At 64.0% G+C, this 12,996-nt stretch carries 10 protein-coding genes; 4 read left to right on the top strand and 6 right to left on the bottom strand.

The window, feature by feature from the left end:
• Positions 1-11: 11 nt before the first annotated feature.
• Complete coding sequence (locus X728_RS157040; protein ID WP_081732369.1) at positions 12-749, top strand: 50S ribosomal protein L11 methyltransferase; 738 nt, start codon at positions 12-14, stop codon at positions 747-749.
• Between the two features lie 347 nt (positions 750-1,096).
• Here the strand turns inward: X728_RS157040 and X728_RS157045 are convergent, their stop codons facing one another.
• Positions 1,097-1,828 carry an HAD family hydrolase gene (locus X728_RS157045; RefSeq protein WP_023709202.1) on the bottom strand — a complete coding sequence of 244 codons (732 nt, stop codon included), beginning with the start codon at positions 1,826-1,828 and terminating at the stop codon, positions 1,097-1,099.
• Positions 1,825-3,432, bottom strand: a complete 1,608-nt coding sequence (gene pgi, locus X728_RS157050; protein ID WP_245266113.1) for a glucose-6-phosphate isomerase — start codon at positions 3,430-3,432, stop codon at positions 1,825-1,827. The genes X728_RS157045 and pgi overlap by 4 nt, the downstream gene beginning before the upstream one ends.
• Before the next feature lie 464 nt (positions 3,433-3,896).
• Here pgi and X728_RS157055 point away from each other — a divergent pair, with 464 nt between their 5' ends.
• The gene (locus X728_RS157055; RefSeq protein ID WP_023669484.1) at positions 3,897-5,390 is read left to right on the top strand and encodes a PLP-dependent aminotransferase family protein; all 1,494 of its coding nucleotides are present in this window, start codon (positions 3,897-3,899) and stop codon (positions 5,388-5,390) included.
• Positions 5,391-5,596: 206 nt separating this feature from the next.
• Positions 5,597-7,216, top strand: a complete 1,620-nt coding sequence (locus tag X728_RS157060; RefSeq protein WP_023745244.1) for a trimethylamine methyltransferase family protein — start codon at positions 5,597-5,599, stop codon at positions 7,214-7,216.
• A 17-nt stretch (positions 7,217-7,233) separates the two neighbouring features.
• On the opposite strand, the gene X728_RS157065 is transcribed toward X728_RS157060, so the two are convergent.
• The 3 genes from X728_RS157065 to X728_RS157075 all read right to left on the bottom strand — a co-directional run bounded on the left by X728_RS157065 (position 7,234) and on the right by X728_RS157075 (position 11,327).
• Positions 7,234-7,596, bottom strand: coding sequence for a hypothetical protein (locus tag X728_RS157065; RefSeq protein WP_081732364.1), 363 nt, complete (start codon positions 7,594-7,596; stop codon positions 7,234-7,236).
• A 110-nt stretch (positions 7,597-7,706) separates the two neighbouring features.
• A complete protein-coding gene (locus X728_RS157070) occupies positions 7,707-9,188 on the bottom strand; it encodes an FAD-dependent oxidoreductase (RefSeq protein WP_280791138.1) in 1,482 nt (493 codons plus the stop codon).
• A gap of 333 nt (positions 9,189-9,521) precedes the next feature.
• Positions 9,522-11,327, bottom strand: a complete 1,806-nt coding sequence (locus X728_RS157075) for an IlvD/Edd family dehydratase (protein ID WP_023688786.1) — start codon at positions 11,325-11,327, stop codon at positions 9,522-9,524.
• A 143-nt stretch (positions 11,328-11,470) separates the two neighbouring features.
• Here X728_RS157075 and X728_RS157080 point away from each other — a divergent pair, with 143 nt between their 5' ends.
• A complete protein-coding gene (locus X728_RS157080) occupies positions 11,471-11,929 on the top strand; it encodes a carbon monoxide dehydrogenase subunit G (protein WP_023699425.1) in 459 nt (152 codons plus the stop codon).
• A 160-nt stretch (positions 11,930-12,089) separates the two neighbouring features.
• On the opposite strand, the gene X728_RS157085 is transcribed toward X728_RS157080, so the two are convergent.
• On the bottom strand, positions 12,090-12,996 hold a 907-nt coding region (locus tag X728_RS157085), incomplete at its 5' end, for an Mrp/NBP35 family ATP-binding protein (protein ID WP_031195216.1).

Here is a 12,996-nt window from a genome sequence, read left to right as displayed (position 1 = left end):
GCGACGGCGGGATAGCGGACGATAGTCGGCGTCCCGATGCAGTAGTGTTCATCAAGGCGAACCTGCGGCTTGCGCCCGTTCCCGCACTTCCTGAAATCCAGCTCTATACGGCTCATCCCGGCAGCGGCCTGAGGCGGCTTGTCGAGTGGCGAGCTCATGGACCGGAAGACGGCAGCCAGACCGAGGAGCACGAAGCTGAGCCGCAGCCGCCCTACTGGGCCTATGCCTGGGCCGGCGGCGCCGTGCTTGCGCGCTATGTACTCGACCATCCGCAAAGCGTGGCCGGCCGCCGCGTGCTCGACCTCGGCGCCGGCTCGGGCCTCGTCGGCATCGCCGCCGCCAAGGCCGGCGCCAGCGCGGTGGTCGCGGCGGAGATCGACCGCAACGGCGTCGCCGCGATCGGCCTCAACGCGTTGGCCAACGGCGTCGAGATCACCATTGTCGACCAGGATATCACCACGGGCCCGCCGCCAGCGGTCGACCTCGTGCTTGCCGGCGACGTGTTCTACGGCCGCGAGGTTGCTCTGCGGGTGATCCCGTTCCTCGACCGCTGCCTGGCAGCCGGCATCGAGGTGCTGGTCGGCGATCCCCGCCGCGCCGATCTGCCGCTGTCGCGGCTACGATTGGTTGCGGAATATCAAGTGCCGGACTTCGGTGACGCGAAGGGCGCTGCGGGCAGGCTGAGCGGTGTGTTTTGGTTCGAGCCGGAAGATTTGCTAGCGCGACGCGGCAAAGCCCAGTCGCTCTGAATGGCCGGATTCTACTCATTGTGGACAAACCTCAAGGGGCAGAAAATAGATTCGATTAGCCGTTGATAGGAGAAGTCGAATGGCGTGGATTAAAGTTGTTCAACGTATCGGTTTCACAGTTTGCCCAAAGTGCGAAAATCGCGGCTTCGACCTTCAGCCGGGCGAAGACATCGATAACGCAAGCGCCAAGATCAGGTGCGGCAAATGCGGGTACGTTTGCTCTGCTGATGAGTGGCCCACTGTGTCCGAAAACAAACCAGAAGCTCCATAGTTTTCATGGGCTGCTTCGCCCAACTCGGCCATTGGCGGGAAATCTCGAGTCGAATTGAGTTTGCCCCAGGCCCCCTTCAGACCGTCTCCTTGACCCGCGCCGAGAGAAAGTCTGGCAAATCGGCGACCGAATCCAAAACGACATCGGCGATCGCCGACAGCGATTCACGCGTGCCGGTGCCGGAGAGCACGCCGACCGCCAGGCCGCAGCCGCCAGCACGCGCCATCTCCAGGTCGTGGCGGTTGTCGCCGACCATGGCGATCTCGGACGCCTTCAACCCGGTCAGGTCGCAAAAGGCGACGATCGTGTCCGGCGCCGGTTTCGGATTGGCGACCGCGTCATAGCCATAGGCGGCGGTGAACAGCTGGGCGACGCCGAGCGTGACCATGGTCTTTTCGGCACCGGCAGTCGAATCATTGGTGGCGACGCCGAGCCGGTAGGATCGCTTGTGCAGAGCCGTCAGCGCCGCGACGATGCCGGGCAGGGCCACCGCCATCGATGAGCCTTGCACCGAGGTGATCTCGTTGAAGCGGGCGACGGCCAGCATCTGGTCCTCGTCGGACAGGCGCGGGAACCATAGTTCGACGACATCCATGTTGGTGCCCGAGGCGAAGATGGAATCCGGCTTGAAGCGCTTGGCGACAAAATCGAAGCCCGCCGCTGAAAGCAGCCTGTCGGCTTTCCAGCGATCGCCCTCGGCGGCATCCATGGCCATGAAATCGGCGATGCCGAGCCAGGTCGCGTTGAAATCGACAAGCGTGCCGTCCTTGTCGAACAAGATGCCCTTGATGTCGGCCGGATTTTTCATTGAGCCCCCCGCAGTTGCTGGATGCGCGCCACCAGCCCGGCCGTCGATGCGTCGCGCTTGGCGGCGCTCTCCTTGCCTTCCACGACTGGCAACAGGCCGGTCGCCAGCTCCTTGCCGAGCTCGACGCCCCATTGGTCGAAGGAATTGATGTTGAACAGAGTGCCTTCGACGAAGACGCGGTGCTCGTAAAGCGCGATCAGCCGGCCGAAGGTGCGCGGGTCGAGCTTGCGGTAGAGGATCGTCACCGAGGGGCGGTTGCCGGAGAAGACGCGGTGCGGGGCTATTCTGTCGACATCGGCCGGCTTCATGCCCTTGGCCAGCATCTGCGCGCGAGCCTCGTCCAGCGTGCGGCCCTTCATCAACGCTTCCGATTGGGCCAGGCAATTGGCAAGCAGTAGATCGTGCTGGTGCTTCAGATCCGGCTCATGGCCGACGGCAGCGGCAAGGAACTCGACCGGGATGAAATCGGTGCCCTGGTGCAGCAGCTGGAAGAAGGCGTGCTGGCCATTGGTGCCGGGCTCGCCCCAGACCAGCGGTCCGGTCGGCGTCGTCACCGGCGTGCCGTCGAGGGTGACGCCCTTGCCGTTCGATTCCATGTCGAGCTGCTGCAGATAGGCCGGCAGCCTGGAAAGGCGCTGGTCATAAGGGATGACCGCACGCGCCGGATAACCGCAGATCACGCGATGCCACCAGCCGACCAGCCCCAGCAGCGCCGGCAGGTTCTTCTGCAGGGGTGCGGTGCGGAAGTGCTCGTCCATCTCATGCGCGCCATCGAGGAAGGCGCGGAAGTTGCGCGGGCCGATGGCGATCATCACCGGCAGGCCGATGGCGCCCCACAGCGAATAGCGGCCGCCGACCCAGTCCCAGAAGCCGAACACGCGATCCGCTTCGATGCCGAACTTGGAAACCAGGTCGAGCGCGGTCGAGACGGCGGCGAAATGCTTGCCGACAGCTTCCTTGCCGAGCGCCTTCTGCACCCATTCGCGCGCCGTCTCGGCATTGGTCATCGTCTCGACCGTGGTGAAGGTCTTCGAGGCGATGATGAACAGGGTGGTTTCGGCCGACAGGCCCTTCAGCGTGTCGTGGATATGGGCGCCGTCGATGTTGGAGACGTAGTGCGCGCGCGGGCCGTCGTGATAGGGCGCCAGCGCCAGCGTCGCCATGGCCGGGCCGAGATCGGAGCCGCCAATGCCGATGTTGACGATGTCGGTGATTTTCTTGCCGGTGGCGCCGGCGGCCTTGCCGGAGCGAATGGCATCGGCGAAAGCGCCCATGGCGTCGAGCACGGACAGCACATCCGCCTTGACGTCCTGGCCGTCGACCGTGACGCCCTTGCCCGCGAGGTTGCGTAGCGCCGTGTGCAGCACGGCGCGGTCTTCGGTGATGTTGATCTTCTTGCCGGAAAACATTGCGGCCCGGCGACCTTCGAGATCGGCGGCGGCGGCGAGCTTCTCGAGCAGTTCCATCGTGCGCTGGTCGACCGCGCATTTCGACCAGTCGAGCAAAAGGTCGCCGTCGCTGGCCGAAAATGTCTCGAAGCGCTTGGGGTCGGCGACAAAAGCCTCGCGCATCGTGCCCGATGCCGCCGCGCGCGCAGCACGCAAGGCGACAAGCTGTTTGTCGAAGGAGGAATGATCCACTGCCGGCTCCTGATCGTTTTTTCACGACATCTTATCAGACCGGATGTTTCCGGCGCGTGTCGTCGGGGTGACGTTATCGAGCCGAATTCCGCATGTTTCAATGCGTGGGGATGACGCAGTGCAGCATAGTGCGATGTGATGGAGCTACGACGCTGCGCGTCGCGCTGGATGATGGGATGGGAGTAGCGACGACGCTTCGCATCGCGCTGGGGATAATGAGGCGCGACGACGCTGCGCGTCGCGCGGGCGTCCGCGCTGCGGGATGACGCAGCGTCACCCGGGGGATGCGACGACGCTACGCGTCGCGCATAGATCACTGGCATAAATCCCAGCGATCAGAAAAATTGATTGGCGCAACCCCTTGTGCCACGGTTACCTTCCGCTGGTCCAGCCAAGCAAAAAAGACTGGCCATCGAGGAACACCTTCCATGCCACAGCGTAACGACACGGCCATATGGTCCGGCCTGTTCCGGATTTCGGCGGAATCGGGCCAGACCCTGCAGGCGCAGATCCGTCAGGCGATCGTCGCCGCCATTCTCGACCGGCAGATCGCCGCTTCGATGCCGCTTCCGTCCTGCCGCATCCTGGCTGAAAAACTCGGCGTCGCGCGCGGCACTGTGGTGCTGGCGTTCCAGCAATTGGTCGACCAAGGTTTCCTGGTGGCGCGCGAACGGCGCGGCCATTTCGTCAATCCGGATGTGCTGGCCACCCCCGCCAAGCCGCACCAGAAGGCGCCCGACCAGCAGAACGAGATCGACTGGAAGGCACGCCGGCAGATCGCCGCCAGCGACATGCCGCCACCGGCCAAGCACGACAACTGGATCAAGTCCTCCTACCCCTTCGTCTACGGCCAGTTCGACCCGGCGCTGTTCCCGACAGCCGAATGGCGTGAGTGCAACCGCATGGCGCTGGCCGTGCTCGAAATCCGCAACTGGGCCTCCGACATGGTCGATCGTGACGATCCGCTCTTGATCGAGCAGATCCAGGCGCGGCTGTTGCCGCGGCGCGGCATCTTCGCCAATCCGGACGAGATCATCGTCACGCTGGGCGCCCAGAACGCGCTCTATATGCTGGCGACACTGCTGATGACAAAGGGCTCCAAGGTCGCGATGGAAGACCCGGGATACCCCGACGCGCGCTCGATCTTCCGCTTGGCAGGCGCCGAAATCCAGCCGGTTCCGGTCGATCAGTCCGGCATCGTCACCTCGTCCATTCCCAACGATTCGGGCTTTGTCTTCGTCACCCCCAGCCACCACTGCCCGACCATGGTGCCGCTGTCGGCGGAGCGGCGGCAGGACCTTCTGGCGCGCGCCAACCGCCACAACCAGATCATCATCGAGGACGGCTATGACAGCCAGCTTCTCGACGAGGCGCCGCAGCAGGCGCTGAAGAGCCTCGATCGCTCGGGTCGCGTCGTCTATGTCGGCTCGATGTCGAAGACGCTGGCTCCGGGCCTGCGGCTTGGCTACATCGTCGCTTCGGCTGGACTAATCTCCGAGCTCAGGGCGCTGCGTCGCTTCATGCTCAGGCACCCGCCGGCCAACAACCAGCGCGCGGTCGCGCTGTTCCTGTCGCTCGGCCATCACGAAGCCCTGGTGCGGCGGCTGTCGTCGGCCTTCGACGAGCGGCGCAAGCGTCTGGTCCATGCGATTTCCGCATTCCTGCCGGAATGGCGCTCGACCGATTCGGCCGGCGGCACATCGCTCTGGCTGGAAGGCCCGCGCGGCACCGATTCACGTGGACTGGCCGAGGCCGCGGCCTCGCGCAGCGTCATCATCGAGCCGGGCGATCGCTTCTTCGATCGCACCGAAAAGCCGTCGCGTTTCATGCGCTTGGGCATTTCCTCGATCGCACTGCAGCACATCGAGCCGGGTATTCGCGAGCTCGCGACCGCAGCCGGACGCAGGCCCGCTGCAGCCTGATTTGCCTGTGCCGGGGCTTTGAACAGCCCGGCCCTTGGCATGATCACCAACATTCTGCATTAGCTCTCTGGCATACTCGGCTGCGTTGACTGGCCCATAGGCTGGGCCAATGGCAACGGCATAGTCGGCTGACAGAGGGACGAAGCAGGCCCACGGTGGACCAATCACCGCGTCGTGTTTCGCAAGCTAAAGGTGGAGTGCCCCCCATGTCAGTGGCTGTTGAGCAGCAGGATGCGGCTCTTAAGGATGCGGCTCCTAAAGATACATCAGCCGACCAGCGTTCGCGACGATCCGGCGGGCGCGAAGCGCGCCGCGCCATGCGGGCAGCACCTTTGGCCGACGACATCAGGCCGGTACGTGCCGGGCTTGAAGGCGGCAGTTACGGCCCGCTCAACCGGAACGACCAGGAGCGCATCCATGAAGCGGTGCTGACGCTGCTGGAGACCGTCGGCTTCGCCAATGCCATTCCCTCCTGCGTCGAGGCGCTGACCGGGGTCGGCGCCGTTTACGGCGATGACGGCCGCGTCCGTTTCCCACGCGGGCTTGTGATGGACACGATCAGACGAGCCGCGCGGAATTTTACGCTGCACGGCCAGGACCCCAGGCATGACATGCTGATCCAGGGCAAGCGCGTGCATTACGGCACGGCGGGTGCGGCGGTGCATCTGGTCGATGTCGAAAAGCGCGAATACCGCGAGTCGCTGGTGCAGGACATTTATGATGCCGCTCGCCTCGTCGAAGGGCTCGACAACATCCATTTCTTCCAGCGGCCGATGGTGCCGCGCGACATTCCCGATCCGCTCGAAATGGACTTCAACACGCTCTACGCCTGCGTGATGGGCACGTCGAAGCATGTCGGCACCTCGTTCACGGTGCGCGAGAACGTGCAGCCGGCGCTGGAAATGCTTTATGCGATCGCCGGCGGCGAGGAGAACTTTCGCGCCCGGCCGTTCGTGTCAAACTCCAATTGCTTCGTCGTGCCGCCGATGAAGTTTGCCGAGGACGCCTGCGGCGTGCTCGAAGCCTGTGTCGACGGCGGCATCCCGATCCTGCTTCTATCGGCCGGCCAGGCCGGCGCCACCGCTCCCGCGGCGATTGCCGGCGCTGTGGTGCAAGCGGTGGCCGAAGTGCTGGTCGGCCTCATCTACGTCAACGCCATCAAGCCCGGGCATCCGGCGATCTTCGGCACCTGGCCGTTCGTCTCCGACCTGAGGACCGGCGCCATGTCGGGCGGCTCGGCCGAGCAGGCAGTACTGACTTCGGCCTGCGCGCAGATGGCGCAGTTCTACGACCTGCCGGGCGGCTCGGCCGCCGGCATGACGGATTCGAAACTGCCCGACATCCAGTCCGGCTATGAAAAGGGGATCACCGACGTGATGGCCGGTCTTGCCGGCCTCAATCTGGTCTATGAATCGGCGGGCATGCACGCCTCGCTGCTCGGCTTTTGCCTGGAGAGCCTGATCATAGACAATGACATGCTGGGCCACTGCCTGCGCTGCGTGCGGGGCATCGAAGTGACCGACGAAGCGCTGTCGATCGACACCATCACCGAAGTCTGCATGAATGGCCCAGGCCACTATCTCGGCAACGAGCAGACGCTGCGCCTGATGCAGACCGAGTATTTTTATCCGGCCGTCGGCGACCGCTTTTCGCCCAAGGAATGGAACGAGAAGGGCCGGCCCGACATCTTGCAGCGGGCGATCATCGAAAAGAAGCGCGTGCTTGCCGAGCGCTTCCCGCGCCATGTGCCGAAGCTGCTAGACGACAAATTGCGCGCCCGCTTCGGCGAGATGATCAAGCTGCCACGCAGCGGCATGGGCGGGTAAGCTTCACCTTACGAAGGTCAGTCCGCACTTAGCCCAAAGCGCTCGACGACTTCGGCGCTGATCAGCTTGCCATGCAGCGCCATCAGCACGATCCGGGCATCCAGGCTGTCGCCGGTTTCAAGCGCTGCCTCGATGCGGCGCTCAGCGTCCAGCCGCCGCTCCGGCCCATTGGCCTGCTCAAAGGTTTGTGGGCCTGCGATGCAATAACCAAACAGCTGCGCCACGGACCGATAAGCCTCTGGCGGGGGCTCGTCCGGCCAGTGATCCTTCATCAGATTGACGATGGTGAGCTTTACTCCCTCTGGCACGAGTGCCGGGTGAAGGTCGGCGCCGCGCAGCGCGTTGTCCAGTTCCCGCAAGTCACCCGAGCGGCCGAACATGCCGAGGAAACCGAGGGAAGAGCGCCGTTTAGTCACGTTGATACTTTCCGTCCGATAGCCGACCACTCATATGGGAATGTAGGATCGTTTTTCATCGCCTTTCCGGAGTCTCAGGCAAACCAGGCGTCGAGCCCGAATTCCCGCTGCAACAGGTCTTCCGCACTTTCCAGCGCGCCCTCGATCCAGCCGTGATTGTTGGACCACGCTTCGCCACAGACATGAATGCCCGGAGCGAGCGTATGGCTCGCCAGTTTTATACCGGAGATATCTATGCCACGGCCCCAGATATGCGACGCGCCGCCATAGGCCGGCGCACCCCAATCCTGCGCAAACCCGCCGATGGGTTTCGAGATGGCGCCGTGTTTGCCATGGACTTCGACCATCTGGCCGTGAAAGGCCTCCAGCGCGGAATGTCCCTCGGCCAAAACCGCAAAGCCGTGGCGCCGAGCGAGCTCAGGCAGCAGTGAGCGCCAGAATACCATGTGCTTGCCATCGCAATAGGCCATGGCGACGCTCCGACGAATCGTCGCGTCGCGAGCGTCCGCTTTTGTGAACTGCCATATCTGGCGAGCCGGCAGATCGGTCACGCTGTGGCCGGCCGCGATGCCGTTTCGAGCCCACCACGGGCTGGCATAGCAGGCGGCCAGCGTGAGCATCGGCCAGGGTTCCGGTGCCGGCAGATCGCTGGGCTGCTCGATGCCGGACTTTTCCAGCAGGGTCCGCAGGGGGCGGACCGGTAACGCCAGCACGACCTTGCGCGCCTCGACCGTCCCGCCCTGCCCCTCGACAGACAAGACCATCCCTTGCGCCGAGCGGGCGATGGCGGTCACGGTGTGATCGAGATGGACGGCGCCGCCGCTGACAGCGATCCGCCCGGCCATTCGCTCCGCAACCGGCTGGAACCCACCATCGGGGGAACAATAGGAGCGGCCGCCGCTCAGCTCGCCGAGCGCAAGCCTGAACGTCTCGGCGGCGTTGGGTCCGCGCAGGAGCAACGAATAGCCCACCGCGTCCTCGGCAAAAGCCATTTCCTCCGGGGTCAAGACCGTCGCCAGCACATCCCAAGTCGCCCAATCCGCCAGCTTGCGGCCGCGATAAACGAAGCCTGCGGCGCCGTTCCATTCGGCGCTGCCGAAGGCCTCCGAACCCGGCAGGATCAGTGCTGCCGCCTTTCGCAGCAGGCGGGACGGGCCTTTTTCCTGCAGCCGACGCGTCACGTCATAGGCAAACAGGCGGCGCGGCGCAAAGCGCGATATAGCGGCGTAGGGCAGGCTCCTACCGCGCAGATGGAGCCGGTTGGCGCCGGTGACGACGTCCATACCCGACAGCTTTACATCCAGCGTCGCCATGAGTTTTTTGAGCAGCCGATGTTGCGGCATCAGCATCATCGCGCCGAGATCGATGCCGAAGTTCGGCTCTCCGGGAAATGAGACCGTGGAGGCCCGACCGCCGACGCGACCGGCGGATTCGAAAACAGCGATCCTTGCGGGCTTTTCACTTTGGGACAAGCGCCACGCCAGGAAGAGACCGGCCATGCCCGCGCCGACAATAGCAATGTCGACCGGGGCAATGTCGATTGGGCTAGGCGGCAAGGATACGCCCGTGGCGGAAAACCATCATCATGGACGACGCTCTGGACCCCTCTTGATTTCGTGTCAAAAAACCCGAAACTGACGAGGACTGCAATGTCATACTGACAGGTGGGATCAGTTGGCGTGCGAGCAGTGATCTAAAACGGGCAACGGGTCCTATGAAGAAACAGTATCACACACCAGTCATCCGCAAGGCAGGACGACTCTCCGGCATCACAGCCATCGCCGCTTCGTCCGGCCCGCCTCCACCCTGAGGCCGCCATCCAAACAAGCTTACGCCAAGGCTTTCATGCCGGCCCGATCAGGCCGGCATTTTCATATCAAGCGGGGTGCTCAGTGGTTGTCCCTCGGCACGCCGCTGGTGTGCGCGACGTCCTGGTATTTCACCGCCGGCTTCAGCACCATGCCCTCCGAGAACTGGTCGACCATGGAGCGCTGGATCTCCTGCCATGGCGTCTGATGCTTGGGATAATGATAGCCGCCATCGACCTGCAGTTCGGCACGGCGGCGCGTGATTTCCTCGTCGGTGACGAGGATGTTGGCAGTGCCTTTCCGTAAATCGATGCGCACACGGTCGCCGGTCTTGAGCAGCGCCAGGCCGCCGCCAATGGCGGCCTCCGGCGAAGCGTTGAGGATAGACGGCGAGCCGGATGTGCCCGACTGGCGGCCATCGCCGATGCAGGCCAGCGCGTGAATGCCCTTCTTGATGAGATAGGCCGGCGGCTGCATGTTGACGACCTCGGCGCCGCCGGGATAGCCGATTGGGCCGGCGCCGCGCATGAACAGGATGGTGTGCTCGTCGATGCCTTGCGCCGGATCGTCGATGCGGGCGTGGTAGTCCTCGGGACCATCGAAGACCATGGCGTTGCCCTCGAAGGCTTCCGGGTCGTTCGGGTTGGAGAGATAGCGTTCGCGGAATTCCGGCGAGATGCCGCTCATCTTCATGATTGCGGAATCGAACAGATTGCCGCTGAGATTAATGAAGCCGGCATTGGCCTTCAGCGGCTCGGCGACGGTGCGGATGACGTCGGTGTTCTCGTTGGCCACATCCTTGCAATTGTCGCCGATCGATTTCCCGTTGACGGTCATCGCTTCGGGATAAGGCAGCAGCTTGGCCTTCATCAGTTCGGCCACCACAGCCGGCACGCCGCCGGCATGGTGATAGTCCTCGCCGAGATATTCGCCCGATGGCTGCAGATTGACGATGAGCGGCACATGGAGGCCGACCGTCTGCCAGTCGTCATTGGTGAGTGGCACGCCGAGATGGCGGGCAATCGCGTTGAGGTGGATCGGCGCGTTGGTCGAGCCGCCTATCGCCGAATTGACGACAATGGCGTTCTCGAAGGCCTTGCGCGTCATGATGTCGGACGGCTTCAGATCCTCATGCACCATCTCGACGATGCGCTTGCCCGTCTCATAGGAGATCTGGCCGCGCTCGCGATAGGGCGCCGGGATGGCAGCCGAGCCCGGCAATTGCATGCCGAGCGCCTCGGCCAGCGAGTTCATCGTGGTGGCGGTGCCCATGGTGTTGCAATAGCCGGTCGACGGCGCCGATGAGGCGACGATGTCCATGAACTCGTCATAGTCGATCTCGCCGGCCGAGAGGCGCTGGCGCGACTCCCAGACGATGGTGCCCGATCCCGTGCGCTTGCCCTTGTGCCAGCCATTGAGCATCGGTCCGACCGAAAGTGCTATGGCCGGAATATTGACGGTGGCCGCCGCCATCAGCAGCGCCGGCGTGGTTTTGTCGCAGCCGATGGTCAGCACGACGCCGTCGAGCGGATAGCCGTAAAGCACTTCGACCAGGCCGAGATAGGCAAGGTTGCGGTCGAGTGCCGCGGTCGGGCGCTTGCCGGTCTCCTGGATCGGATGGCACGGGAATTCGAAGGGGATGCCGCCCATCGAGACGATGCCTTCGCGCACGCGCTTGGCGAGCTCGATATGGTGGCGGTTGCATGGCGACAGATCCGAGCCGGTCTGGGCGATGCCGATCAGCGGCTTGCCCGACATTAGCTCGGCCCGCGTCAGGCCGTAGTTCAGGTAGCGCTCGAGGTAAAGCGCGGTCATGCCTGGATTGTCGGGATTGTCGAACCACTCCTGCGAGCGAAACTTCTTCTTTCCGGTGGGGGCGCCTGCCATCATGGTCTCCGTATTTGTAAGACAAATCGATATGGCAACGCGCGGAAGCAGGCAAGAGGGCGCACCGTCGCAACCGGACTTTGGTGCGATAGACACAGACCAGACCGTGCGTTAGGCCTTCGAAGTCTGTCCGGGAGGTATCGATGGCTTTGGTGATCGAAGGCGAGGAACGCATTGCCGCCCCCCTGCAGAAAGTGTGGGAAGCGCTGAACGATCCGAAGGTTTTGCAGGCGACCATTCCCGGCTGCCAGAACCTGGAGATGAAATCGCCGACCGAAATGGCAGCGACGGTGGTCCTGAAGATCGGACCGATCAAGGCGACATTCAACGGCGAGGTGACGCTGAAGAACCTGAAGCCGCCGCACTCCTACACCATCCAGGGCGAGGGCAAGGGCGGTATTGCCGGCTTCGCCAAGGGTGGCGCCGACGTGACGCTGACGGCGGACGGGCCGGATGCGACGGTCCTCAAATACGCGGCCAAAGCCGAAGTCGGCGGCAAGATCGCCCAACTCGGCAGCCGGCTCATCGAATCGACTTCGAAGAAGCTGGCCGGGCAGTTTTTCTCAAGCTTTGGTGAGAAGGTGGGTTCCCCTCCCCCTTGAGGGGAGGGTGCCTCGCGAAGCGAGGCGGGTGGGGTCGCCTCAACTGCCTCAACCTGAGTTGAGCTGCCTCGACTTGTAAAGAAATAGCGTCGAGCGTGTCACCGCGGACCCCACCCGGCCCTTCGGGCCACCCTCCCCTCAAGGGGGAGGGATATCCGAGCTACTCGAACACGATGTTCGGCACCGCCGCTTCGGCCGCGCCGCGTTCTTCGTTGACGCGGTCCCAGACCTTCGAAGCGATGCCGCGATAGATCTTCGCCTCGGCGCTGTCTGGCTTCGACGCCACCACCGGAGCACCTTCATCAGAACTTTCGCGAATGCCCATTTCCAGCGGCACTTCGCCGAGGAAGGTCACGCCGAGTCGCTCGGCCTCGCGCCGCGCCCCGCCATGGCCAAAGATGTCGTAGCGCTTGCCGGTATCGGGGGCTATGAAATAGCTCATGTTCTCCACGATGCCGAGCAGCGGCACGTCGACCTTCTTGAACATATTCAATCCTTTGCGGGCGTCGATCAGCGCCAGGTCCTGCGGCGTCGAGACGATGACGGCGCCGGCCAGCGGCACCTGCTGGGCCATGGTCAGCTGGGCGTCGCCGGTGCCGGGCGGCATGTCGACGACGAGCACGTCGAGGCGGCCCCATTCGACCTCGCGCAGCATCTGCGTCAGCGCCGACATCACCATCGGACCGCGCCAGATCATCGGCGTCTCCTCGTCGACGAGGAAGCCCATCGACATCACCTTAAGGCCGTAATTCTCCATCGGTTTCAGGATCTTGCCGTCGACGGTCTGCGGCCGGCCATGGATGTTGAGCAGCCTGGGCATGGACGGGCCATAAATATCGGCATCGAGCACGCCGACACGCAAACCGTTGGCGGCGAGGCCAAGCGCGATGTTGACAGCGGTGGTCGACTTGCCGACGCCGCCCTTGCCGGACGCCACCGCGATGATCGCCTCGATGCCGGGCACGCCGCGCTTGCCCGAGCTTTGCGAGGCCGGGGCGTGCGGGGCTGGAGAGTGTGGAGCTGGGCGCGGCGCGGCGGGCGCGGCCGTCGGTGCCGGCCTAGGCGCG

It is taken from the genome of Mesorhizobium sp. L103C119B0, from assembly GCF_000502235.1.
Classification (GTDB): domain Bacteria; phylum Pseudomonadota; class Alphaproteobacteria; order Rhizobiales; family Rhizobiaceae; genus Mesorhizobium.
This window is presented reverse-complemented; position numbering and strand designations above follow the sequence as displayed.